Annotated in this window: 21 protein-coding genes; 15 read left to right on the top strand and 6 right to left on the bottom strand. The window is 71.3% G+C overall.

Annotation, left to right across the window (positions count from 1 at the left end):
* The first annotated feature begins 10 nt into the window (after positions 1-10).
* The 7 genes from KIS93_RS20865 (at position 11) to ettA (ending at position 9,192) form a co-directional block, all read left to right on the top strand.
* Positions 11-865, top strand: a complete 855-nt coding sequence (locus KIS93_RS20865; protein ID WP_230465878.1) for an SDR family NAD(P)-dependent oxidoreductase — start codon at positions 11-13, stop codon at positions 863-865.
* Positions 862-1,929, top strand: a complete 1,068-nt coding sequence (locus tag KIS93_RS20860) for an alpha/beta hydrolase fold domain-containing protein (protein ID WP_186404363.1) — start codon at positions 862-864, stop codon at positions 1,927-1,929. Before KIS93_RS20865 ends, KIS93_RS20860 begins: the two co-directional genes overlap by 4 nt.
* Positions 1,865-2,353 carry a hypothetical protein gene (locus tag KIS93_RS20855; protein ID WP_080046073.1) on the top strand — a complete coding sequence of 163 codons (489 nt, stop codon included), beginning with the start codon at positions 1,865-1,867 and terminating at the stop codon, positions 2,351-2,353. The genes KIS93_RS20860 and KIS93_RS20855 overlap by 65 nt, the downstream gene beginning before the upstream one ends.
* A 24-nt stretch (positions 2,354-2,377) precedes the next feature.
* The gene (locus KIS93_RS20850) at positions 2,378-3,718 is read left to right on the top strand and encodes an SGNH/GDSL hydrolase family protein (protein WP_080046074.1); all 1,341 of its coding nucleotides are present in this window, start codon (positions 2,378-2,380) and stop codon (positions 3,716-3,718) included.
* 183 nt (positions 3,719-3,901) lie between these two features.
* The gene (locus KIS93_RS20845) at positions 3,902-4,957 is read left to right on the top strand and encodes a single-stranded DNA-binding protein (protein WP_186404362.1); all 1,056 of its coding nucleotides are present in this window, start codon (positions 3,902-3,904) and stop codon (positions 4,955-4,957) included.
* Positions 4,958-5,904: 947 nt separating this feature from the next.
* Positions 5,905-7,062: a GGDEF domain-containing protein gene (locus tag KIS93_RS20840; RefSeq protein WP_230465879.1), complete on the top strand. Its 1,158-nt coding sequence runs from the start codon at positions 5,905-5,907 to the stop codon at positions 7,060-7,062.
* Positions 7,063-7,527: 465 nt separating this feature from the next.
* On the top strand, positions 7,528-9,192 hold the full coding sequence (ettA, locus tag KIS93_RS20835) for an energy-dependent translational throttle protein EttA (protein WP_080046077.1): 1,665 nt from the start codon (positions 7,528-7,530) through the stop codon (positions 9,190-9,192).
* A 224-nt stretch (positions 9,193-9,416) separates the two neighbouring features.
* Here the strand turns inward: ettA and KIS93_RS20830 are convergent, their stop codons facing one another.
* Positions 9,417-10,727 carry an MFS transporter gene (locus KIS93_RS20830; protein ID WP_080046078.1) on the bottom strand — a complete coding sequence of 437 codons (1,311 nt, stop codon included), beginning with the start codon at positions 10,725-10,727 and terminating at the stop codon, positions 9,417-9,419.
* Between the two features lie 151 nt (positions 10,728-10,878).
* On the opposite strand from KIS93_RS20830, the gene KIS93_RS20825 reads away from it, so the two are divergent.
* The 4 genes from KIS93_RS20825 to KIS93_RS20810 all read left to right on the top strand — a co-directional run bounded on the left by KIS93_RS20825 (position 10,879) and on the right by KIS93_RS20810 (position 13,318).
* Positions 10,879-11,391 (top strand): VOC family protein, encoded by a 513-nt coding sequence (locus KIS93_RS20825; protein WP_186404361.1) that lies wholly within the window; start codon positions 10,879-10,881, stop codon positions 11,389-11,391.
* Between the two features lie 76 nt (positions 11,392-11,467).
* Positions 11,468-11,875 (top strand): Zn-ribbon domain-containing OB-fold protein, encoded by a 408-nt coding sequence (locus KIS93_RS20820; protein WP_080046080.1) that lies wholly within the window; start codon positions 11,468-11,470, stop codon positions 11,873-11,875.
* Entirely contained in the window at positions 11,872-12,999 is a 1,128-nt protein-coding gene (locus KIS93_RS20815; RefSeq protein WP_080046081.1) for a thiolase C-terminal domain-containing protein, read from the top strand. The genes KIS93_RS20820 and KIS93_RS20815 overlap by 4 nt, the downstream gene beginning before the upstream one ends.
* A 67-nt stretch (positions 13,000-13,066) precedes the next feature.
* Entirely contained in the window at positions 13,067-13,318 is a 252-nt protein-coding gene (locus KIS93_RS20810) for an SCO4226 family nickel-binding protein (RefSeq protein WP_080046082.1), read from the top strand.
* A gap of 155 nt (positions 13,319-13,473) precedes the next feature.
* On the opposite strand, the gene KIS93_RS20805 is transcribed toward KIS93_RS20810, so the two are convergent.
* Both KIS93_RS20805 and KIS93_RS20800 read right to left on the bottom strand, forming a co-directional pair.
* On the bottom strand, positions 13,474-15,555 hold the full coding sequence (locus KIS93_RS20805) for an acetate--CoA ligase family protein (protein ID WP_080047600.1): 2,082 nt from the start codon (positions 15,553-15,555) through the stop codon (positions 13,474-13,476).
* Between the two features lie 5 nt (positions 15,556-15,560).
* On the bottom strand, positions 15,561-16,715 hold the full coding sequence (locus tag KIS93_RS20800) for an acyl-CoA dehydrogenase family protein (protein ID WP_080046083.1): 1,155 nt from the start codon (positions 16,713-16,715) through the stop codon (positions 15,561-15,563).
* 111 nt (positions 16,716-16,826) lie between these two features.
* Between KIS93_RS20800 and KIS93_RS20795 the strand changes: the two genes are divergently transcribed.
* Positions 16,827-17,438 carry a TetR/AcrR family transcriptional regulator gene (locus tag KIS93_RS20795; RefSeq protein ID WP_080046084.1) on the top strand — a complete coding sequence of 204 codons (612 nt, stop codon included), beginning with the start codon at positions 16,827-16,829 and terminating at the stop codon, positions 17,436-17,438.
* A gap of 865 nt (positions 17,439-18,303) precedes the next feature.
* Here the strand turns inward: KIS93_RS20795 and KIS93_RS20790 are convergent.
* Entirely contained in the window at positions 18,304-19,122 is an 819-nt protein-coding gene (locus KIS93_RS20790) for a MaoC/PaaZ C-terminal domain-containing protein (RefSeq protein ID WP_080046085.1), read from the bottom strand.
* Between the two features lie 6 nt (positions 19,123-19,128).
* Positions 19,129-20,028 carry an SDR family oxidoreductase gene (locus KIS93_RS20785; RefSeq protein ID WP_080046086.1) on the bottom strand — a complete coding sequence of 300 codons (900 nt, stop codon included), beginning with the start codon at positions 20,026-20,028 and terminating at the stop codon, positions 19,129-19,131.
* A gap of 74 nt (positions 20,029-20,102) precedes the next feature.
* Between KIS93_RS20785 and KIS93_RS20780 the strand changes: the two genes are divergently transcribed.
* The 3 genes from KIS93_RS20780 to KIS93_RS20770 are packed head-to-tail and all read left to right on the top strand — an operon-like array spanning position 20,103 to position 23,139.
* Positions 20,103-21,533, top strand: a complete 1,431-nt coding sequence (locus tag KIS93_RS20780) for an MFS transporter (RefSeq protein WP_080046087.1) — start codon at positions 20,103-20,105, stop codon at positions 21,531-21,533.
* A gap of 23 nt (positions 21,534-21,556) precedes the next feature.
* On the top strand, positions 21,557-21,979 hold the full coding sequence (locus tag KIS93_RS20775; protein ID WP_230465880.1) for an acyl-CoA thioesterase: 423 nt from the start codon (positions 21,557-21,559) through the stop codon (positions 21,977-21,979).
* Entirely contained in the window at positions 21,976-23,139 is a 1,164-nt protein-coding gene (locus KIS93_RS20770; protein WP_080046088.1) for an MFS transporter, read from the top strand. Before KIS93_RS20775 ends, KIS93_RS20770 begins: the two co-directional genes overlap by 4 nt.
* Here KIS93_RS20770 and KIS93_RS20765 read toward each other — a convergent pair whose 3' ends face one another.
* Positions 23,140-24,669, bottom strand: coding sequence for a glycoside hydrolase family 13 protein (locus KIS93_RS20765; protein WP_080046089.1), 1,530 nt, complete (start codon positions 24,667-24,669; stop codon positions 23,140-23,142).
* Positions 24,670-24,686: the final 17 nt, after the last annotated feature.

Genomic DNA, 24,686 nt, shown 5'->3' with positions numbered 1-24,686 from the left:
CACGGAGCACATGATGGATCTTCAGCTCACCGGCAAGGTGATCCTCGTGACCGGCGCCACCAGCGGCATCGGGCTGGCCGCCGCACGCGTACTGGCGGCCGAGGGAGCCCACGTCGTGGCCCTCGCCCGCGGCCACTCCACCACCGTCCCGCCCGCGCCGACTGGGAACGCGCCCGCGTCCGGCGGGAACGCGCCCGCGCCGGCTGGGGACGTCCTTCCGGCTGGGACGCTGCTCGTCCGCGGTGACCTCACCGACCCCGCCACCCCCGCACGGGCCGTCGCCGCGATCATCGACCGGTACGGCAGGCTGGACGGTCTCGTCAACAACGCCGCCGCCCTGACCTCCCGCGACTCCTTCGCCGCCATCGACGACGAGCAGTGGCACGCCACCTTCGAGCTCAACCTGCACGCGGCCATCCGCATGACCCGGGCCGCGCTGCCCCTCCTGGAGAGCAACCCGGCGGGCGGCGCCATCGTCCACGTGGCCAGCGAGGCCGCCCGCCTGCCCGACCCCACCATCGCCGACTACGCCGCGTCCAAGGCGGCGCTGCTGTCGGTGTCGAAGTCGCTGGCCGCCGCGTACGGCCCGGCCGGGATCCGCTCGAACGTCGTCTCCCCAGGCCCCACCCGCACCGCGCTGTTCGACGCGCCCGGCGGCTTCGCCGACCAGCTGGCCCACCGCTTCGACCTGCCGCCGGACCAGGCCGTGGAGCACTTCGTCCGCGTCGAACGGCGGCTGCCCACCGGGCGCATCGGCACCCCCGAGGAGGTGGCGGGCGTCATCGCCTACCTGCTGTCACCCCTGGCGGCGCAGGTCACGGGGGCGGAGTGGGCCATCGACGGCGGCGCCCGGAGGCAGCTGTGAACACGACCACGAAGCCCGCCACCCCCGGACCGGAGCCGGTCGTCGGCCCGCCTCCGTCATGGTCGAGCCTCGTCCTTCCCGGCGCGCCACCCGTGCCGGTCCGGGTCCACCTGCCGGAGGGCCGCGCCCCCGCCGGGCTGCTGGTCTGGGCGCACGGCGGGAGCTGGCAGCACGGCTCGGCCGCCGAGTGGCACCACACCACCACGGCCCTGGCGGCCCGCTCCGGGTGGGCGGTGATCAGCGTGGACTACCGGCTCGCGCCACGCCACCGCCACCCCAGCGCCGTCCAGGACGTCCTCACCGCCCTCACCTGGGCCCACGACGGAACGCCTGGCACTCCGCTCGCGGTGGATGGCTCCAGGGCCGGGACTCCGCGTGCGGCGGGTGGCTCCAGAGCCGGGAATCCGCGTGCGGCGGGTGGTTCCAGGGCCGGGACTCCGCGTGCGGTGGGCGGTGACAGGGCTGGGATTCCCCTCGCGGTGGGCGGCGACAGCGCCGGTGGCACGATCGCCGCCGTCGCCGCCCTGGCGGCCCGGGACCGCGGCCTGCCACTGGTCGCCCAGGTGCTGGCCTACCCGCCGTTCGACCCCGACTGCGCCGCCCCGTCCTATCACCGCTCACCCTCCGCGTTCCCGCAGGCGGCGGCGCTGCGCGGAGCGTGGCGCGCCTGGCTCGGCGACAACACCGCCACGACCCACGACGCCGCTGCTCCCGACATCGGCGGCGGGACCACCGCGGACCGCACCCGCCTGTACGCGACCCCCTGGCAGGCACCCACCCTCGAAGGAGTGGCCCCCGCCATCCTCGCCGTCGGCCGCGACGACCCCGTGCACGACGACGTCGTCACGTACGCGCGCCGCCTGCACGCCGACGGCGTCCCGGCGAGGCTCCTTCGCCCATCGGGCGCCCGTCACGGGGACATGTTGCGCCCGGACCGCCCCCTCCTCCACCAACTCGCCGCAGCCCTGCGCGAGCTCACCCCGTCCCTTGAGGAGAGAAATGACCACGAACGTCGCCCCTGCCCCACTAGAGGCCCTCGTCCGCCACTTCACCGACCTGCGTGACGGCACCCACGCCGGCCACACCACCCGCGAGGGCAAGGAACGCGCCTTCCACCAGGCCGTCACCCTCCTGGACGCGCCCGCCCGGCAGGTGCTGGCCGAGTTCGACCACCACCTGCTCCTGGACACCGGCACCATCGAAACCACCGGCCTGGTGCCGGACACCACGGGCGGCAGCTTCGCCGCCTGGTCCCTCTCATGGCCGGCACAGCGAGCGGCGGGCATCGCGCCCATCACCCTGACCGCCCACTACGGCGCCGGCTTCCACCACCCGCACCTGCGGGGCGCCACGGTGGGCGAGTGGCCGCTCAACGTCATGGACGCGCGGCACGCTGCGGAGCTCGTCCCCGTCCTGCGCGCCATCGCCGCCGCCGACCTGCACAACCTCGTGTTCCTGCGCGACTGGCGCATCGTGCCGGCCATCTGAAATCCCTATCGAGTAGGAGATGCGATGAACCTCTTCTTCGCCGTAAAGACCGGAACGGCGCTGACCGCGCTGCTGATCGCTCTGGGCACCCCCGCAACCACCACCAGCCCCGCCCGCGCCGCTGCCGCGGTGTCCGTCCCGGCAGGTGTCACATCAGCACAGACCGACGCCCTCAGGCGACAAGCCGAGTGGCGAGCCGGCTGGCGAGCCGCCTGGATGGCCGCACCCCAGCGCGCCAGCACCGGCTTCGAGCCCAACTGGTCGGAGGAAGGCTTCAGCGGCCAGAGCGTCCGCCAGATCGTCAGGCTCACCGCAGGCGGCTCATCACTGCGCATCCGCCTGTCGAACGACTACGGCCCCTCACCCGTCCACGTGACCGGAGCCACCGTGGCGTACGCGGGCCAAGGCGCGTCGCTGCAGCCAGGCTCGGTACACCGCCTCACCTTCAACAGCACCCCCTCGGCCGACCTCCCCGCACACGGCACCCTGACCAGCGACCCGGTACGGCTGCGCATCGAGCCGTTCCAGTCCATGGCCGTGACGCTCTACTTCGCCGGCACCACCGGCCCGGCGACGTTCCACTCCCAGGCCTATGCCACCAGCTACCGCGCCCAGGGCGACCACGCCACCGACACCACCGCCACCGCCTTCACTCAGAGCACCCACTCCTGGTACTACCTGTCCCGGGTGGACGTCACCGGCGGAAAGGACCAGCAAGGGAAGGCCGTGGTGACCTTCGGCGACTCCATCACGGACGGCTTCGGCTCCACCAACGGCGCCAACAACCGCTACCCCGACGAACTGGCCGAGCAACTGGCCGCCCGCGGCGCCTCCCGCCCGGTCCTGAACGCCGGCATTGGCGGCAACCTCGTACTGAACGACTCGGCCTGGTACGGCGACCGCTCGGCGGCCCGCTTCCGCCGCGACGTGCTCGATCAGCCCGGCGTCGGTACGGTCGTCATCTTGCAGGGCGTCAACGACATCGGCTTCAACGAGTCCGACACCCCGACCTACAAGCCCGCACCCGTGGTCTCCGCGGACGAGCTGATCGCCGGCCACCGCCGGCTCATCCGCCAGGCCCACGCCAAGGGCATCGAGGTCGTCGGGGCGACGCTGCTCCCGTTCAAGGGCTCGGACCACTGGGGCGCGCACGCCGCCGCGGTCAGCGACGCCGTCAACGAGTGGATCCGCACGTCAGGCGAGTACGACGCGGTGGTGGACCTCGACCGCGCCATGGCCGCCCCCGACGACCCCGACGTCCTCAACCCCGCCTACGACAGCGGCGACCACCTGCACCCCAACAACGCCGGCTACACCGCCATGGCCCGCCACATCACCGACAAGCTGACCTCCACAACGAAGTAGCCCCCTCAAATCCGCCCGTTGAACTCCCTCACATCCACCTATCGAAGCCCCTCATCCACAGCCACCATGCCCCTCCCACCCCCTCATCCACAGAACCACGTTCGGCCGTCTCCACCCCCCTCCCACCACGGCACCGTGTTCACCAGACCGCGGGCAGCCGGCCCGCCACATGGGAGGCACGGGATGAACGACATTTACATCACGCTCACCGGCAACGTCGCGGCAGAGCCGAGGCAGTACAGCTTCGACGAAGGCGTCAAGGTCACCTCACTGCGGGTCCTCACCACCCACCGCTACTTCGACAAGAGGGCGGGCCAGTGGGTGGACGGGGAGAAGGTCTGCTTCACCGTCCGCTGCTGGCGCGCCCTGGGGGAGAACGTCGCCGCCTCCGTACGGGCGGGCCATCCCGTGGTGGTGTCGGGCAAGCTGCGCATCCGCGAGTTCGGCGCCGAGGGAGACCGCCGCTTCATGCCGGAGATCGAGGCCAGCGCGGTAGGCCACGACCTGCGCTGGGGCACCGGCGCCTTCACCAAGCCGGAACGCGGCGGGTCCGGCGCGGTCAGCAAGGAGATGCGCGACCGCTTGGACGAGGAAACCCGCGACTGGGCCATGGGCCCCCGCCCCCAACGCTCCCTGAGCCGCTCCCCCCTCCGCGAAGAACCCAACCCCTTCCACACATCCGACGACAACGAGCAACCCCTGACCACCGTCAGCGCAACCGTCGGAGGTAGCGGGGCCGCCGAGAACGGCACGACTGCCGAGCGCGGAGAGACGGCCAGGCGGGGAGGGACCGCCGAGCGCGGGGAGACGGCCAGGCACGGAGAGACCGCCGAGCGCGGGGTGACGGCCGGGCACGGAGAGACCGCGGAACGCGGAGAGACGGCCGAGGGCGGCATGACCGCTTACAGCGGCGTGATCGCCGAGGGCGGTATGAGCGTGGAGAACGCTCTGCGCGACTTGGGCGGCACCGTCCACACCCTCGTCCCCGACCACGCCCCGGCAGCCTCGGCCACCGAAGGACACTCCGCGGAAGCGAGCGGACATCACACGCTCGCAAGAGGCCGCGACGCGGACGTGAAGGGACGTGGCACGAACCTTAAGGGACGTGGCCCGGACGTCAAGGGACGCGGCGGAAACACCAAGGGACGCGACGCGGAAGCCAGGGGACGCGACACCGGCACTAAGGCGGCCGACGGTGACGACGGACACCTGACCATGGCAGAGAAGGCAGCAGCCTAGCCACGAGCCAGAAAGCGACGAAAGCACCGGGGGCGCCGTTCGCCAGCACGGCGTCCCCGCTAGCCAGCACGGCCTCTCGCTCGCTGGCGCGCGCCCCCGTTCGCTGGCATGGCCTCTCGCTCGCTGGCGCGCGCCCCCGTTCGTCGGCATGGCCTCTCGCTCGCCAGCACGGCGTCCCCGCTAGCCAGCACGGCCTCTCGCTCGCCGGCGCGCGCCCCCGTTCGCTGGCACGGCCCCTCGCTCGCCGGCACGGTGCCCCGTTCGCTGGCACGGTGCCCCGATGGCCGGCACGCCGCGCGAGCTCCGGCGCGGAGCACGCCCGAACCTCTTGCCCCCGAATCGCGTCCGATCGCCCGGCCCCGGAATACATCCGGACCTGCGCAGGGGAGGACTGGAGCGTCGGGGAGCGCTGCAGCGGAGGGGAAGGGCTGGAGCCGAGGAAAAGGGCTGGAGCGGAGGGGAGAGCCGAGGGAGAGCCGAGGGAGAGGGGCGCCGGAGGGGAGGGTCGGAATGGGGGGAGGAGCGCAGGGGCAGGGCTGGAGTGGAGGGGGGAGGGGGCACCGGCCGGGTCCCGTTGCTGACACCCCGAGGGGCGGCCGATGGTGTGTTGCCCGCGGCAGATGTCGAGAGCATCTGTCAGGTCCAGGTCACGCCCCGCACCATGGCTGCTCCTTTCCAGCATGGACTTCTTGTCACGGCCTGCTCGTAAAAGTGAGCAGGTGTGGTCACTGCCAACGTATCGGTTCCCATCGCACAACGCACACTCCGCAATTATTGTGTTACACATCGTTAGTCAGAGGGGAGACGAGATGGCGGTGACCAGTCACGCATCGATCAAGTCTCGAGACGGTGTGTCAACACTGGCCGACCGCTGGCCGTTGCTAGGGCAACGTCGGCCGCTTGTCGTCTATCTGTGCGCGATCGTCACTCTTGATCTTGCTGCGATCGTGACGTTCTCGGCGTCCACCGTCTTCGAGTGGCGGGAGGCGTTGACGTTCGCCGCTCTCATGGGTTGTGGTGCGGTGTGCATCGAGGCGAGCAGGCGGCTGGGCATGCCCGCCGGCGTGTCGCGGGACCTGTTGTCGGCTTGGTGGTTGCCGGTGGCGTTGTTGCTGCCGCCGGTGTATGCCCTATTTGCCCCCATTGTGCTGCAGATACTGCTCCAAGTGCGGGTGCGGGCGACGGTGGTCTATCGCCGGGTGTTCAGCTCGGCGGCCATCGGGCTGGCGGGGTGTTCGGCGTCCTTCGTGTTCCACGGGCTGGTGGCGGATCCGTGGGCGCTGTCGCAGGGCGGCGGGAGGCTGATTCTCTTCGCGGTGGCGTCCGCCGTGCTGTTCTCCCTGCTCAACATCGCGCTCATCGCCATCGCCGCCCACACCGCCAACCCCGACAGTGCCTGGCGGGAGGTGCTGTGGGACAGGGAGAGCGTGCTGCTGGACGTCGTCGAGCTCTGCCTGGGCGTCACCGTCTCCATCAGCTGCGGCCTCAACCTGGGCCTGCTGATCCTCGCGCTGCCACCCGTGGTGCTGCTGCAACGCAGCCTCCTGCACGCGCAGCTCCAGGCCGCCGCCCGTACCGACGCCAAGACCGGGCTGCTCAACGCGGCGGCGTGGCAGCGCGAGGCCGACACCGAGATCGTCCGGGCCCGCCGCACGGGCGACACCCTGGCGCTCCTGATCATCGACATCGACCACTTCAAACGCGTCAACGACGCCCACGGCCACCTCGTCGGCGACCAGGTCCTGGTCGGGGTGGCCTCCATGCTGCGCAGCCAGCTCCGCGACTACGACGTGGTGGGCCGGTTCGGGGGCGAGGAGTTCGTCGTCCTGCTGCCCGGCGCCGACATCGACGAGGCCCGCCAGGTCGCCGAACGCCTGCGCGTCCGCATCGGGCACATGGCCATCCCCGTGGACGACACGCTGGTCCGGGTCACGATCTCGGCGGGGGTGGCGCTGATGAGCGTCCACGGCGACGACCTGATCGACCTGCTGACGGCGGCCGACCTGGCTCTCTACCGCGCCAAGGAGCTGGGCCGGGACCGCGTCTGCATCCCCGCCGTCCAACCCCCGCCCCGCTCCCTCCCCAACGACCCATCCACCCCATAACCTCCCATCCCCGCCTCCTCCGGCTCACTCCTGCCCTTGCTCCCCGTCCTCGGCTCTCTGTCCTCGGCTCCCTTCCCCCGGTTTCCGGCTTCCGGAGGCAAGGGGCCGGCTCTGGCGTATAGGTGCTGCGTGGGCTCTAGCTTCGGCTTGGGTGCTTGCGTCTGCGTGCGGTTGCTGGGCGCTCTCTCGCTCCGGTTTGTGGCGCTGGGTGGCCTCTCGCTCCGGGGCAGGTGTGGCGTGATTGCTTGCGTCTTCGTGGGTGCGGTGTCGACTCTCGCTCAAGGGGCGTGGTCCCGGTGCGTTCCTTCGCCGTCCTGGGCAGGCGGGCCTGGGGCTCTGCTTCGTGTGTGAGGAGGGAGCGGGGGCCGTACTTCCAAGGGGCCAACGGAGGCGTAGCCGGGGCGGAAGGGTGGCGGTGGGGAGGAGCGGCGGAAGCCTGGGCCGGGAGCCCCTAAGCTAGAGAGCATGCCGGAGTACATCTACACGCTGCAGCGCGTGCGCAAGGCGCACGGCGACAAGGTTGTGCTTGACGACGTCACGTTGTCGTTCCTGCCCGGAGCCAAGATCGGTGTCCTGGGGCCGAACGGCACCGGAAAGTCGACGCTGCTCCGGATGATGGCCGGCCTGGAGCAGCCGTCCAACGGTGAGGCGAGGCTGATGCCGGGCTTCACGGTGGGCATGCTTCAGCAGGAGCCGCCGCTCAACGAGGAGAAGACGGTCCTCGGCAACGTGCAGGAGGGTGTCGCCGAGACGATGGCGATGCTCCAGCGCTACAACGACATCGCCGAGCAGATGGCCACCGACTACAGCGACGAGCTGCTGGAGGAGATGGGCAAGCTGCAGGACCAGCTTGAGCACCGCAACGCGTGGGATCTCGACAGCCAGCTCGAGCAGGCCATGGACGCGCTGCGCTGCCCGCCGCCCGACGCCGAGGTGTCGAAGCTGTCGGGTGGTGAGCGTCGCCGGGTCGCGCTGTGCAAGCTGCTGCTGGAGGCGCCCGACCTGCTGCTGCTCGACGAGCCCACCAACCACCTCGACGCCGAGAGCGTGCAGTGGCTGGAGTCGCACCTGGAGAAGTACGCGGGCACGGTGCTGGCCGTCACCCACGACCGCTACTTCCTCGACAACGTCGCCACCTGGATCCTCGAGCTCGACCGGGGCCGGTGCTACCCCTACGAGGGCAACTACTCCACGTACCTCGACATGAAGGCGCAGCGGCTCAAGGTCGAGGGCCAGAAGGACGCCAAGCGCAAGAAGCGCCTGGAGGAGGAGCTGGAGTGGGTCCGGTCGAACCCCAAGGCTCGCCAGACGAAGAGCAAGGCCCGTCTGCAGCGGTACGAGGAGATGGCCGCCGAGGCCGACAAGTACCGCAAGCTGGACTTCGAGGAGATCCAGATCCCGCCGGGCCCGCGCCTGGGCACCACGGTGATCAAGGCCGAGCAGCTCACCAAGGGCTTCGGCGAGCGCCTGCTCATGGAGAACCTCACGTTCGACCTGCCGCGTAACGGCATCGTCGGCGTCATCGGCCCGAACGGCGTCGGCAAGACCACGCTGTTCCGCATGATCACCGGTGGGGAGACGCCCGACACGGGCTCGATCACGATCGGTGACACCGTGAAGATCTCCTACGCCGACCAGAGCCGGGGCGGCATCGACCCGAGCAAGAACGTCTGGGAGGTCGTCTCCGACGGGCTCGACCACATCAAGGTCGGCAACGTCGAGATGCCGTCGCGGGCCTACATCGCGGCGTTCGGCTTCAAGGGCCCCGACCAGCAGAAGAAGGCCGGCGTGCTGTCGGGCGGCGAGCGCAACAGGCTCAACCTGGCGCTCACGCTCAAGCAGGGCGGCAACGTGCTGCTGCTGGACGAGCCCACCAACGACCTCGACACCGAGACGCTGTCGTCGCTGGAGAACGCGCTGCTCGACTTCCCGGGCTGCGCCGTGATCACCTCGCACGACCGGTGGTTCCTCGACCGCATCGCGACCCACATCCTGGCCTGGGAGGAAGGGTCCAACTGGTTCTGGTTCGAGGGCAACTTCGCCGACTACGAGAAGAACAAGATCGAGCGGCTCGGTGCCGATGCGGCGCGTCCGCACCGGGTGACGTACCGGAAGCTGCACCGCGACTGATCGGCTGAGGAAGACGCGCCGCGCCGCGGCGGGTCGGCTGAGTCCGAGCGACAACCCATGGATCACGCCCTCACGGGGCCTGGTCCATGGGTTTCGTGCTTGAGGGCTCCATAGGTGGTCAGGAATCGCACGCAGGAGTGGCGCGGGGCGCTCGGCGCTGACGTTGGTGTCCGGTCGGGGCCGGCTTCCTGGTCGCCGGCCCCATCGGTCCTCGCCGCTGCCGATCAGCTTTCCACGCTCACCGCCGCCGGCGCCGAAACGGGGCGGCGCCGCCATGGTCCGTTGAACATCACGATGGCCGGGACGAACAGCACCAGGCAGCCCAGCGCCACGAACAGCCACGTCTGCCAGTTCGTGGCCTCCACCACGTGCGGGATGACCAGCAGCCCGATCACGGCGATGCCCTTGCTGAGGAACCCGAACAGCCCCCAGGCCGTCCCCTGCAGCCGGGGGTCGGCGTCCTCGGCGTCCTCGGAGTAGTTGGCCATCCAGGGCGCGTAGGCCACGCCGAGTGAGCCGCCGAGCAGCGCGCCGACCACCATGAGGGTGCCGGTGGAGACGCCTTCCTGGCCGAGCGAGACGGCCAGGTACGCGGTGACGATCACGGCCGAGATGGTGCCGCCGAGGCAGAACGGCTTGCGCAGTTGCGTGCGGTCGGACACTCGTCCGGTCACGATGAGCGTGATCAGGTTGAGGCTCCAGAAGGCGGCCATGATGGTGGAGGCTTCGGCGCTGCTGATGCCGAGCGCGCCGACCAGCATCGTCTGGCCGAACAGCGACAGCGTGATGTAGAGCACGAGCCACAGCGAGATGCCGACGACGTGCGCCCAGATGTTGCGCCGCAGGAACAGGGAGCGCACGCGGGCGGGCTGGGTCAGGTCGACGACGTCGGTGGCGGCGCGTTCGGTGTGCTGGATCCTGGCGCGCAGCTCGGGCGACAGGTCGGCGATGTTGAACGCGATGACGACCGAGATGACCAGCGAGAAGCAGCCCATGATGACGAACTGGGAGCGCCACGAGTCGTTGAAGATGGGCAGGGTCCAGCCGGCGACGGCGGCGGCGAGGAAGTTGGCCCCGACGGGGCCCCACGTCCAGAAGCCGAATGCCTGGGCGCGGCCGAGGCGCGGGGAGAAGTCGCGGATGAGCGGCGCGGTGCTGGCCATGGCCACGCCGTCGACGAACGCCAGCACGATCCGGGCGATCAGCAGGTCGCGCGGGCTGTGCACGAGTGTCATGGCGAAGCAGCAGACGGCGGTCAGCGCCATGAGGGGGATCAGCAGCCGCACCCGGCCGAGCCGGTCGGTGAGCCGGCCGCCCAGGATGGAGGCGATGGCCCCGGCCACGGCCGCCGCGCCGGACACGGCGCCGTACGTGGTCAGCGTCATGTCGAGGTCTTTGAGCAGCAGGGGAACGACGGGCGCGATCTGCCCTTCGTAGGAGCCGATGAGGATGGCCAGCACGGCCATCGTGAGGATCTTCATGCGGCGGGCGCCGGTCGGGTACTCGTCGAGCTCGCGGGCGTAGGACAGCCTCATGGCTAGCCTTTCTGGTCGGGCCGGACCCCCGTACGTTCTAGAAGCTAGCTCTAGAATTCCTTTCTGCGATGCTGCTCCTCACAGCGAGTGCCCGTCAAGAGTGAGTGGCTAGAATGAAATTCTAGGATTCCGAATGTGTGAGGAGCCCCGCGTGGACCTGGAACTGGACGGGCTGGAAGTGCACTTCGACCACACGGCCGTGGCCGCGCCGCGCATCGCGGACCTGCTGCCCCTCTACCGCGACCTGCTCGGCGGCCGGCATTTGGGCGGCGGCGGCGACAACCGGGCCGCCGGATACCGCACCCTGCAGCTCACCTACGCCAACGGCAACAAGGTCGAGCTCATGGAGCCGCTGGCCGGATCCACGTTCTTCGACAGCTTCTTCGAGCTCACCCGGGGGCGGGGCGGCGTCCACCACCTGAACTTCCACGTCAACGACCTCGACGCGGCCGTGGCCCGGCTGACCGCGCGCGGCTACCGCCTGCACGGGCTCAACCGCTCGGACGTTCGCTGGCAGGAGGTGTTCCTGCACCCCAAGGAGGCGCACGGCGTGCTGATCCAGCTCGCCCAGCCGGGGCCGCGCGATCCGGCCGAGCCGCGCCCGTCCCTGGAGGAGGTGCTGGCCGGGCGTGGCAGGAACGGCAACGGCATCCCGAGCCCGTGAGCGCCCGCGGAGGCTCTTGAGCCGTAGCAGAATCTAGATCTAGAGTGGGATTCTAGAACTAGGATTGGGGAGGCCGATGAAGCCGGCACCTAAGCCCACGCCCGAGACCCAGCCGTTCTGGGACGGCACCGCGGCGGGCGAGCTCAGGATCCAGCGCTGCGAGCCCTGCGCGCGGCACTACTTCTACCCGCGGCCGCGCTGCCCCCGGTGCGGCGGCGACCAGGTCGAATGGGTGCGCGCCAGCGGTCGCGCGACCCTGTACTCCTACGTGATCAACCACCGCCCGGCGCCCGGCTTCGAGGACGACGCCCCGTACGCCATCGCCGTCGTCGAGCTGGAGGAGGGCGTGCGCATGATGACGAACATCGTCGGCGTGCCGAACACCCCGGAGCACCTGGAGCTGGACATGGAGCTGCGGGTGGTGTTCGAGCGGCGCGGGGACGTCAGCGTGCCGCTCTTCGAGCCGGTCGGAGGCGCCGCATGACCATCGTGATCGCGGGCGCCGCCGAGACCGACGAGGTGGGCCGCCTTCCCGGCCACTCCACCGTGCAGCTGCACCTGGAGGCCGCCGGGAACGCCCTCGCCGACGCCGGCATGACCATCCACGACATCGACGGCATCGCCACGGTCGGCACGCCCGGCCCGATCCAGATCGCCCACGCGCTCGGCATCACCCCCGCCTGGCTCGACGGCACGGGGGTGGGCGGCTCGTCGTTCCTCTTCCACGTGCGCCACGCCGCCGCCGCGATCAGGGCGGGGCTCTGCAGCACCGTGCTGATCACCCACGGGGAGTCGGGGCGGTCGCGGGTCGGGGCCGGGCGGTTCGGGCTGGGGGCCGACTCGCTGCTGGGGCAGTTCGAGCTGCCGTACGGGGTGGTCGGGCCGCCCACGTCGTTCACGATCACGGCGCTGCGCTACATGAAGGAGACCGGGCTCACGCACGAGCAGCTCGCCGAGGTCGCGGTGGCGCAGCGGCGGTGGGCGCATCTCAACCCGCGCGCCATGTACCAGGACCTCATCACGGTCGAGGACGTGCTCGCCTCGCGCCTGGTCGCCTACCCGTTCCACCTGCTGGAGTGCTGCCTGGTGACGGACGGCGGCGGCGCGCTGATCGTCACCACCGAGGAACGTGCCCGCCGCGCCCCGGTCTACCTGCTGGGCTCCGGCGAGGCCGCGGAGTCGCCGATCATCTCGCAGATGGAGGACTTCACCACCTCCAAGGGCTTCCGCCTGTCGGGCGAGGCCGCGTTCGCCGAAGCCAAGATCACGCACGAGGACGTCGACCACCTCATGATCTACGACGCCTTCGCCCACGTGCCCATCTACGGCCTGGAGGACCTGGGCTTCGTCGGCAGGGGCGAGGCCGGCGCGTTCATCGCCGAGGGGCACACCTCGCCCGGCGGCCGGCTGCCGCTCAACACCAACGGCGGCGGCCTGTCGTACACGCACACCGGCATGTACGGCATGTTCGCCATCCAGGAGTCGGTGCGCCAGCTGCGCGGCGAGGCGGCGGCGCAGGTGCCGGACGTGGAGGTCAGCGTGGTGCTGGGGAACGGCGGCATGTTCGCCTCGGCGGCCACCCTGGTGCTGGCCAACCGCCTGCCCTGAGGCGATGGCACGGGATGGAACGCCTTCCTCCGGAAAGGGACAACTGACCCACGAGGAGGGATGCGCCATGCCGAAGTTCATGGACGTGCACAGTGGTTTCGTCGGCGTCACCGAGGAGCAGCTGCGCGCCGCGCACGAGCGTGACCTCGCCATCGAGGAGGCGGAAGGGGTGCACTTCGAGCGCGCCTGGCTCGACCCGGAGTCCGGGAAGGTGTTCTGCCTGTCGTCGGGGCCGTCCAAGGAGGCGGTGCTGCGGGTGCACGAGAAGGCCGGGCACCCGACGACGGAGATCTACGAGCTGCCGGTCGAGGTGGAGTAACACCCGCACGAGGAACGGGCGGCCCCTTCGCTGAGGCCGCCCTTTCCTGCGGCCGCCCCTTCGCTGAGGCCGCCCTTTCCTGGGGCCGCCCCTTCGCTGAGGCCGCCCCTTCCTGTGGCGGCCCCTTCGCTGAGGCCGCCCGTTCCCGAAGTTGTCTAGCGCCAGGTGATGAGCGCGTCGAGGGCCTCGACCCGCGAGCCGCTGACCAGCAGCGGGTTGATCTCCAAGGATTCCAGGCCGTCGCCCAACGACTCGGCGAACGCCGCGACCCGCGCCACCACGTCCGCCACCGCGTCGAGGTCGGCGGGCTCGCCACCCCTGACCCCGTTCAGCAACGCGGCGCCGCGCAGCTCCCCGAGCGCCCTGCGGACCTCGCCGGCGTCCACCGGCAGCACCCGCAGCGCCGTGTCGCGCAGCACCTCCACCCAGACGCCGCCCAGCCCCACGGCCAGCGTGAGCCCCCAGGCCGCGTCGCGTACGACGCCGACCAGCAGCTCGATCCCGCCGGTGCGCTGCGGCTGCACGAGCACGCCGGCCAGCGACGGCACCGCCGCGACGATCTCCCGGTAGGCCCGCCGCACCTCCTCGGCGCCGCCGAGCCCGAGCCGGACCCCGCCGACGTCGCTCTTGTGCCCGAGCCCCTCGGCGGCGGCCTTGAGCACGACGGGATAGCCGAACCGCCCGGCCGCGGCCACCGCCGCGTCCTCGTCACCCGCCAGCTCCGACGGCACCACCGGCAGCCCGGCCGCGGCCAGCAGCGCGGCGGCCCGGTGCTCGGCCCACACCCCGCTCGCCCCCTCGGGAGCCGCGCCGGCGCGGGGGAGCGGCGCGGGCCGGGCCAGCACCCGCTCGCGCTGCTCCGACCAGCGCACGGCCGCCGCGATGGCCTGCAGCCCGTGCTCGATCCCGCCCGCGACGTACGGGAAGCCGGTCTCCTCCTGCACCCGCCGCCCGAACTCGGTCACGTCGGTCAGCACGTTGCTCACCACCACGACCGGCACCGGCGAGGCCGCGATCCGCTGCGCGCTGGCCGCGTACATGGCCAGCACGGGAGCCGGATCCGGCGGCGCCACCTTGGGCGGCTCCGACAGCAGCATGATCAGGTCGATCCCCGGGTCGGAGGTCACCGCCTCCAGCGCCCGGCCGAGCAGGGTGCGGTCGATGAGCACGTACCCGGTGACGTCGAGCGGGTTCTGTACGGTGCCGAACGACGGGACGATCTCCGCCAGCTTCGCCACCGTCTCCGGCGCGAACGGCGGCAGCTCCAGCCCCTCGTCCTCGGCCCGGTCGGCGATGATCTCCGAGGCGCCGCCGGACGGGGTGACCACCCCGACCCGCCGCCCCGGCAGCGGCCCCGTGGACGCCAGCAGCCCCGCCGTGATGATCAGGTCCTCCAGCGAGCGCACCCTGATCACGCCGAGCTGCCGCAGCGCCGCGTCGATGACGTCGTCGTCGCCCACGAGCGCGCCCGTGTGCGCCTGCGCGGTGTGCGAGGCCAGCTTGCTGCGCCCGATCTTGAGCGCCACGATCGGCTTGCCCGCCTCCAGCGCCCGCCGCGCCACCCGGGAGAACTCGGCCGGGTTCCTGACCGTCTCCAGGAACAACGCGATGACCTTGGTGGCCGGATCGTCCACCAGATACTCGATCACGTCGGTGACCGTCATGACCGACTCGTTGCCCATGGAGGTCAGCAGGCTGATCCCCACGTTCCTGGCCTGCGCGAACCCCAGCACGGAGCTGGCCAGCGCGCCGCTCTGCAACACCACGCCGACCGCGCCGCGCAGCAGCGGCGGCTGGATGGGCAGCCCGTACGGGGTCACGCCGGCGGCGGCGTTGATGTAACCGTTGCCGTTCGGCCCGAGGATCGTCAGCCCGTGCTCGGCGGCGAAGGCCGTGATCTCCGCCTCCAGCCGCGCCCCCTCCTCCCCGGACTCCCCGAACCCGGCCGTGAGGATCACGTAACACCGGATCCCCAGCTTGGCGCCCTCCCGCAGCACGCCCAGCACCGCCGCGGTCGGCACCATCACGTACGCGAGGTCCACCCGCTCGGGGATCTCCGTCAGGCTCCGGTACGCGGCCTGGCCGTGCACCACGCCACCCCGCGGATTGACCAGGTGGACGGGCCCGGGGAACCCGTGGGCACGCAGGTTGGCCAGCGTGCTGATCGACCACCCCGACTTGTCCGTGGCCCCGACCAGGGCGATCGAACGCGGATTGAACAGTTCCCCTACCGACATGTACGTCATTCCCCGATGAGGCCGAGCTTGGCGTGACCCTTGATGAGATTGCGGGCGATCGTCCGGCGCTGGATCTCGTCGGTGCCCTCGAAGATGCGCAGCAGCCGCAGCTCGCGGTACCACCGCTCGATCGGCAGCTCCTTCGTGTACCCCATACCCCCGTGGATCTGCAGCACCCGGTCCACGACCTGGTTGGCCATGACGGCGCCGTTCAGCTTGGCGATGGAGGAGGCGTGCCGGGCGTCCAGGCCCTCGCCCACCCGCCAGGCCGCGTACAACGTCAGCCACTTCGCCGCCTCGATCTCCACCTGCGAGTCGGCGATCATCCACTGGATGGCCTGGTAGTTGGAGATCGTCTGCCCCATGGACTTGCGGATCTTGGCGTAGTCGATCGCCATCTGCAGCATGCGCTCGGCCGAGCCGATGGCCCGCGCCGGGATCATGTAGCGGCCCTGGCCGATCCACTGCATGGCCAGCTCGAAACCCTTGCCGAGCTCGCCCAGGATGTTCTCCTCCGGCACCCGCACGTCCTCGAACACGAGCGAGGCCGGCCCCCACTGGCCCATCGTCGGGATCGGCTCGGACTTCCAGCCCATGTCACGGTCCACCAGGAAGCAGGTCACGCCGTGCTCCTCGGCCACCGCGAACACCATGACGAAGTCCGCCTCGTTCCCGCCCGTGATGAACGTCTTCTCGCCGCTGATCACCCACTCCGAGCCGTCGCGCACCGCCTTGGTGCGGATGTTGCGGGCGTCGGAGCCGGCGCCCGGCTCGGTGATCGCGAAGCAGGAACGCCGCTCGCCCTCGATGGTGGGGATCAGGTAGCGCTGCTTCTGCTCCTCGGTGCCGGCGTACAGGATGTTGTCGGCGGTGCCGCCGAACGAGAACGGCACGAACGTCCGGCCGAGCTCCATGGCGATGATCGCCGACATGATGGGGCCGAGGGCGGCACCGCCGTACTCCTCGGGGGTGTTGATCCCCCAGAAGCCGGACTTCCTGGCCTTGGCGCGCAGGTCACGCAGGACGTCGGGGTCGAGCCCCGGGCGGCCCTCGCGCTCGTTGCGCAGGACCTCGGGCTCCAGCGGCATGACCTCCTTCTCGATGAAGGCGCGGACGGTGTCGCGGATCTGGCGTTCCTCCGGGGTGAGCGAGAAGTCCACAGCCGCCTCCCTAGTGCTATTTCTAGAATCACTCTCTAGGAAGACACTCTAACCGCTACGACCCTGTGTCAAGAATCTGATTCTAGAATTTCGGCGGCTAGGATGGCTGGCATGGCACGCAAGTCCTCGTGGGAGTGGAGCCGAACGGCACAAACCCGCAAAAGCATGCTCCAGGCGGCTCGCGAGGTCTTCAGCGAGCACGGCTTCGCCGAGGCCAGCGTCTCCGAGGTCGTCGCCCGCGCCGGCTCCAGCGTCGGCAGCCTCTACCACCACTTCGGCGGCAAGACCGAGCTCTTCCTCGCCCTCTACGAGGACCACCAGGCCGCCCACGAGCAGGCCTCCGCCTCCAGCGTGGCCAAAGCCAGAAAAGCAGGCGTCTCCGACCCGGTGGAACTGCTCATCGCCGGCGCCCGCGCCTACCTCGCCGGCGCCTGGGAACGCCGCGACCTGGTCCGCCTCTTCATCGACGGCGACGGCCCCCCGGGCTTCGAGCTCATCCGCCGCACGCGCGGACGCGAATGGGTCCGCCAGAACGCCGTCCTGCTCGGCGCCGGCGGAGACCCCCTCGACCGCTTCACCGTCGCGGTCCTGACCAGCATCATCGGGGAGGCGGCGCGGGAGGTGGCCACGTCGGACAGCGAGGAGGAGGCCCGGGAGGTCATCGAAGCCGCCGTCACCCTGATCCACCGCCTCGACCCCCTCAAATCCCTCGACCAACCCTGACCATCGCCCCGGCTGGCGTGCGCCGGACGGTGTGACCTGGACGGGGGAACCCACCGCCCACGCGATGCGGCGCTCATGCCAGCCCCGACAGCGCCCCATGGCCTCGCGCCTCGCCGCCGCTCGCCGCATTGGCGGGGGCCGGTGGCACGTGACGCGGTGGTGTCGGTGTGGCGTGGGCGGGGACGGTGTGGCGGTGTCCGGCGCAATGCGGACCGCGGCTCGGCGGCGCGTGGCGCGGTGGTGCCTTGCGCGGCACGGGCCGCGGGATGGCGCGGCGGTTGTGCGCGCTCCATGGCACGGCGCCCGGCCGCACTGGCGCCGGGTCGGCGGGACGTGGCGCGGTGGTGTCCGGCGCAACGCGGGCGGCGGCTCAGCGGCGCCTGGCGGGGTGCTGTCGGGTTGCGGCGCGGGCGGCTGCTCGGCGGCGCGTGGCGGGATGGTGCCCTGCGCGACACGGGCCGCGGGATGGCGCGGCGGTTGTGCGCGCTCCATGGCACGGCGCCCGGCCGCACTGGCGCCGGGTTGGCGGGACGTGGTGTGGCGGTGTCCGGCGCAACGCGGACGGTGGCTCGGCGGCGCGTGGGGGGATGGTGCCCTGCGCGACGGGGGCGGCGGCCCGGGGTGTGCGGGCGTGCGCGTCGCCTCGCGCCCTGTCGCCCCGTCGCCTCGCGCCCCGCCGCACCGTGCCCCGCCGCGCGCACGGCGTCGAGCCTCGCTGCACTGGCGCCGGGTCGGCGGGACGTGGTGCGGTGGTGTCCGGCGCAACGCGGGCGGCGGGGCGTGGTGGGGTGGTGTCGGGTGCGGCGTGAGGGCGGGGGCGCGGGCGGGGACGGTGGGGGTGCCTCCCTCGGGGGCGTGGGAGGGGTTAGGTGATGGTGGCCCGGCCTCGGTCGATTACCACCGTCCCATCATCCTTGGCGGTCCTGAACAGGACGTCCTCCCCGTCCACCCAGATCGAGACGGTCAGCGACTCCCCAGGAAACACGGGGCTGGAGAACCGGCCCGACATGGCCTTGAACCGGGCGGGATCCGACCCGGCCACGGCGTGCAGCAGGGCCCGGCCCGTCACCCCGTACGTGCACAGCCCGTGCAGGATGGGTCGGTCGAAGCCGGCGCGGGCGGCGAAGGACGGGTCGCTGTGCAGGGGGTTGTAGTCGCCGGACAGCCGGTAGATGAGGGCTTGCTGGGGCAGCGTCGAGTAGGTGACCTTGTGGTCGGGGGCGCGGTCGGGTGGTGACCAGGTGTCGCGGGGTCCGCGGTCGCCGCCGAAGCCGCCCTCGCCCCGGATGAACACCGAGCTGCGTGAGGAGATGACGAGCTCGCCGGTGTCCAGGTCCACGGCCCGCGACTCCGAGGTGACGAGGGCGCCGGAGCCTTTGTCGTAGATGCCGGTCACCCGTGAGGCGGTGCGGACGCCGCCGGCGGCGGGGAGTTCGCGGTGGAGTTCGAAGCCTTGTTCGGCGTGGACGAGCATGGCGGGGTCGAAGTCGCCGATGCGCCGGCCGGGTGCCTGGGCGGCGAGGACGGCGAAGGTGGGCAGGACGCGCTGGTCCTTCTCGGTGGTGAACTGCAGCTCGGACGTGCCCGCTCCGACGCCGAGCGCGTACAGCATGGTGTCCTTGGCGGTCCAGGTGCGCTCGTGGGCGGGCCCGTCGACCCCGATGAGTGAGTGGTCGAGTGCCATGGCGGGTCAGTCCTCCCGTCCGGGGATGCGGCCGTTGGTGAGGGCGTTGGGTGCGGCCTTCTCGACGAGGGCGGGGATGACGGCGCCGAGCTCGGCGGGGTCCCAGCGGCTGCCCTTGTCGGTTTCGGGGCCGGCGTGCCAGCCTTCGGCGACGCTGATCTTGCCGCCGCGCACGTTGAAGACGCGTCCGGTGATGGAGCGGGCTTCGGCGCTGGCGAGCCAGACGACGAGGGGTGCGATGTCGTCGGGGTCGGCGCCGGTGGCGCCGGCGGGGATGAGGTTCTCGGTCATGCGGGTGAGTGCGGCGGGGGCGATGGCGTTGACGGTGATGCCGTACCGCTCCAGCTCCTTGGCGGCGATGATCGTCAGGCCGGCGATGCCGGCCTTGGCGGCGCCGTAGTTGCCCTGCCCGGGGTTACCGTAGATGCCGGAGGACGAGGTGGTGTTGATGATCCGGGCGTCCACCCGTTCGCCTGCCTTGGCCTGGGCGCGCCAGTAGGCCGCGGCGTGGCGCAGCGGGGCGAAGGTGCCGCGCAGGTGCACCCTGATGACGGCGTCCCACTCGTCGGCGGTCATGTTGACGAGCATCCGGTCGCGCAGGATGCCGGCGTTGTTGACCAGCACGTCGAGGCGGCCGAAGTGGTCGATGGCGGCCCTGATGAGGCGTTCGGCCCCGTCGAAGTCGGAGACGTCCTCGCCGTTGACGATGGCCTGGCCGCCCATGGCCTCGATCTCCGCCACCACTTCGGCGGCCGCTCCGGAGGAGCCGGTGCCGTCGACCTCCGCGCCCAGGTCGTTGACCACCACCTTGGCTCCTTGCCTGGCGAACTCCAGCGCGTGTCCCCGTCCGATGCCCCTGGCCGCACCCGTGACGATCACCACGCGGCCTTCGACGATCCCGCTCATCCGACACCTCGATCCTTGACCGGCTGACGATTTGAATTGGATTCTAGTATTAAAATCTAGAAAGGACAGGGCCTTTGCCGGCGACGACCACCCCCATCCGCGACGCCTGGCGAACGCTGTCGGTCGTGAGCCTGGCGAGCGTGCTGACCGGTCTCAGCGGCAGCGCCATCAACGTCGCGCTGCCCGAGATCGCGCGGCACACCGGGGCCGGCGCCACGGCGGCGAGCTGGATCCTCCTGGGCTACCAGTTGACCACGACCGTCCTCATGGTGGTGTTCGGCCGGCTGGCCGACATGTTCGGCAGGCGCAGGATGTACCTGTTAGGGCTGGCCACGTACACGCTGGCGGCCCTGCTCGCGGGCCTGGCGCCGAACGCGTGGGTGATCGTCCTCATGCGGGTGCTGCAGGCCATGGGCGGCGCGATGCTGCTCACCAACAGCGCCGCCCTGATCAGCGACGCCTTCCCGCGCGAGCGGCTGGGGGAGGGGATGGGCGTCTACGTCGCCTCGTTCTCGATCGCCGGGCTGATCGGGCCGACCCTGGGCGGCGTGCTGGCGGAGAGCCTGGGCTGGCGGTGGGTGTTCTGGTTCAACGTGCCGGTCGGCGTGGCCTGCCTGCTCCTGGGGCTGCTCGTGCTGCCCAGGCCGCCCAGGAACGAGCGGCGGGGCGGCCTCGACGGGCCGGGGAACGTCCTGGTGCTGACCACCCTGGGCGGGCTGCTGCTGGCGCTGTCGGAGTTCACCCGGCTCGGCTGGGATCATCCGGTGGTGCTGGGCGGGCTGGCCGCGTTCGTGGCGGGGCTGCCGTTGTTCCTGCTCAGGGAGTCGCGGGCGGCGCATCCGGTGGTGGACCTGAGCCTGTTCAGGGAGCGGGCCTTCGCGTTCGGGACGCTGGCCTCGTTCCTCAACGCCGTCGCCCGCATGGGCATGGTCTTCCTCGTCGCGCTCTACTTCCAGGCCGTGCGCGGCGACGAGCCCGTCCAGGCGGGGCTCAAGGTGCTGCCGCTGGCCGTCGCCGCCATGATCGGCTCGGTGAGCTCGGGCTTCCTGCAACGCCTGATGAGCGCGCGCACGCTGGCCGTGGCCGGCGCGGCGACCACCACGTGCGGGCTGGTCGTCATGCTGTCGGTGATGTCGGCGGACATGCCCTACCCCGCCGTCGCCGCCGGGCTCGTGCTCATCGGGCTCGGCTCGGGCGCGTTCCTGCCGTCCAACACCACCGCCATCCTGGACGGCCTGCCCTCCAACCGGCTCGGCATCGTCAACGCCATGCGCCTCATGCTGCAGAACACCGGCAACGTCGTCGGCACCGGCCTCGTCCTGTCCATCATCACCGCGCCGCTCCCGGCCGAGCTGCACCAGAGCGTGTTCGCCGGTACGCTCGCCCAGCTCTCCGGCGGCGCGGTGGAGCAGCTCGTCACCGGCTACCGCTGGGCCTTCTCCGCCATGGCCGCCATCTCGGTGCTGACCGTGCTGTCCTGCCTGGCCCGCCGCAAGGTCTCCTGACCGGGGCGGGTACGGTGGCGGACGTGGTTGAAAGCACCCCGGCCGAACGGCACATCTACCCGCGCACGGTGAGATTCGGCGACATCGACTCCCAGGGGCACGTGAACAACGTGCGCTTCCTCGACTACCTCGAGGACGCCCGCTTCGGCATGCTGAGCATCGATCCGTACGTCGCGGGCGACGAGCCGTTCAAGGGCCTGGTCGTGACCAGGCACGAGATCGACTACCGCCGCCCGCTGGGCTTCCGCGCCCAGCCCGTGCGCGTCGAGACGTGGGTGACGGAGATCAGGGCGGTGCGGTTCACGCTGCAGTACGAGATCCGCGACGACGAGGGGCTGTACGTGACCGCCAAGTCCGTCATGGCGGCCTACGACGTCGAGCGGGCCGCGCCGCGCCGGCTCACCGAGCACGAACGGACCTACCTGAAGCGCTACGCGGCGGGATGAGACGCTGGTGGATGCTGGCGCTGGGCGTCAACGCGCACGCCGGCGTCACCTTGGGGCTGTTCGGCCTGCCCCTGGTCATGCCCGAAATATTGCGACATTTCGATGTTCTGCTGCCGGTGGGCGGGCTCATCGCCAACGCCCCCGCCCTCGGCATCCTCTGCGCCCTCGTCGCCTGGGGCGCCCTGGCCGACCGCTACGGTGAGCGGCTCGTCCTGGGCGCCGGCGTCGGCCTGGCCGCCGTGCTGTTCGCCGCCGCCGCGTTCGTCGAGCGCACCTGGGCGGTGATCGTGCTGCTCGCGCTGGCGGGTGCGGCCGGCTCGGCCGCCATGGTCGGCGGCGGGCGCATCGTGCTGCGCTGGTTCCGGCCGCCCGAGCGCGGCGTCGCCATGGGCCTGCGCCAGGTCTCCTTCACCCTCGGCATGGCCGTGGCCGCCTTCGCGCTGCCGCCCATGGCGCGGGCGCACGGCCTGCCCGGCGTGCTCCTGCTCTGCTCCGGCGTGAGCCTGCTGGCCGCCGTGCTGGCCGCGCTCTTCATGGCCGAGCCGCCGCACGGCATCGCGGGGTCCGGCTCGGAGCGGGCCGGCTCGCCGTACCGGCAGCCCGCGCTGTGGCGGGTGCACGCCACCTCCGCCCTGCACGTGGTGCCGCAGGTCGTTGTCAGCACGTACGGCGTGGACTGCCTGGTCAGGGCCTACGGCTGGGACGACGTCGCGGCCGGGAGGCTCTTCGGCGTCGCCGCCATCGGCGGGGCCGTCATCCGCGTCGCGGCCGGCCGCTGGTCGGACCGGACCGGCCTGCGCATGCGGCCCCTGCTCGTGCTCACCGTCTGGAGCATCGTGGTGCTGGCGCTGCTCGTCGCCGGTACGGCCACCGGCACCGGCCTCGGCGTGGCCATGCTCGTGCTCGCCTCGGTGACGACCGTGGCCGGCAACGGGCTCGCCTACCTCGCGGCGGGCGAGCTGGCCGGCCCCGGCTGGGCGGGCAAGGTGCTCGGCACGCACAACACCGTCCAGAACAGCGTCTCCCTGGCCGTCACCCCGCTCGCGGGCGCGCTGATCCTCGCCACCGGCTACTGGGCCGGCTTCGCGGCCGGGCTGGCCTGCGCCGCCGTCTCGCTGCCCGTCATCCCCCTGAGCCAGGAGCGCCGGCGAAGCTCCTGATCATCCCGCTGAGGTGGGAGCGTCGGCGGACCTCCTGAGCCACACCGCCGCGTCGGGCGGCAGCAGGCCGCGCTTGAGCGGCGCGCTCGACAGCAGCACCTCCTCGTGCCTGGGCAGGCGTACCGGGCGGGTGCCGCAGTTGATCGCGCAGATCAGCGGGCCCCGGGTGAAGAACAGCGCCCCCTCGGGGGACTTCAGCCACTCCAGGGTGTAGGGCAGGCTGCGCACCAGCTCGCGCCGGCAGGCCAGGGCCCGCCGGTAGAACTCCAGCGTCGAGTCCGCGTCCCCCTCCTGCTTCTCGACGCTCAGCTCCGCGAACGACTCCGGCTGCGGCAGCCACGGCTCCACCCCGCCGGGGGAGAAGCCGTGCGAGGGCGGGTCCACCGTCCACGGGATCGGCACCCGGCACCCGTCGCGCCCCGGCAGCTTGCCCTTCGACTGGAAGAACACCGGGTCCTGCCTGGCGTCGTCGGGCAAGTCGGTCACCTCGGGCAGGCCCAGCTCCTCGCCCTGGTAGAGGTAGGCGGAGCCGGGCAGCGCCAGCATCGCCAGCAGCGCGGCCCTGGCCCGGGCCAGCCCCGTGCCGGGGTCGGCCGTGCCGTAGCGGGTGCGGTGGCGTACGACGTCGTGGTTGGACAGCACCCACGTCGCGAACGGCACCGTGGCGAGCGTGTCGTCGATCACCTTCCTGAACGCCGTGGGCGACCACGGCGCCTGCAGCCAGGCGAAGTTGAAGCTCTGGTGCAGCTCGTCGGGCCGCACGTAGAGGGCCAGGTCTTCGGGGCTGTCGGTCCACACCTCGCCCACGGCCATGCGCTGCCCCGGATAGCCGTCCAGCACCCGCCGCCATTCGCGGTAGACGTCGTGCACCTCCGGCTGCCCCCACACCGGCGACACCGACGAGAACGACTGGTCGCCCACGTCGGGCAGCCCCTCCGCCTTGTACAGGCCCATCGCCACGTCGATGCGGAACCCGTCGACACCCCGGTCCAGCCAGAAACGCAGGATGTCGAGGAACTCCGCGTGCACCTCGGGGTTGCGCCAGTTGAAGTCGGGCTGCCCGGGCGCGAACAGGTGCAGGTAGTACTGCCCGTCGGGCACCCGCGTCCAGGCCGAGCCGCCGAACGTGGACTGCCAGTTGTTGACGGTGTCGCGGAAGATGTACCGCTCGCGCCCCTCGCCCCGCAGCGCCGCCTGGAACCAGGGATGCTCGGAGGAGCTGTGGTTGGGCACGATGTCCACGATCACCCGCAGCTCGTGCTCATGCGCGTCGGCGACCAGCGCCTCGAAGTCGCGCAGCGAGCCGAACAGCGGATCGACGTCGCGGTAGTCGGCCACGTCGTAACCGCCGTCGGCCATGGGGGAGCGGTAGAACGGGGTCAGCCAGATCGCGTCGACACCCAGCCGCCGCAGGTACGGCAGGCGCTCGCGCACCCCCGCCAGATCGCCGACACCGTCGCCCGAGGCGTCGGCGAAACTGCGGACATAGATCTCGTAGACGACTGCGTCACGCCACCAGGGGATATCCATGTGGCGTGTCATGCCCC

Origin of the sequence: [Actinomadura] parvosata subsp. kistnae, from assembly GCF_900323885.1 — a bacterium.
Lineage (GTDB): Bacteria > Actinomycetota > Actinomycetes > Streptosporangiales > Streptosporangiaceae > Nonomuraea > Nonomuraea composti.
This window is presented reverse-complemented; position numbering and strand designations above follow the sequence as displayed.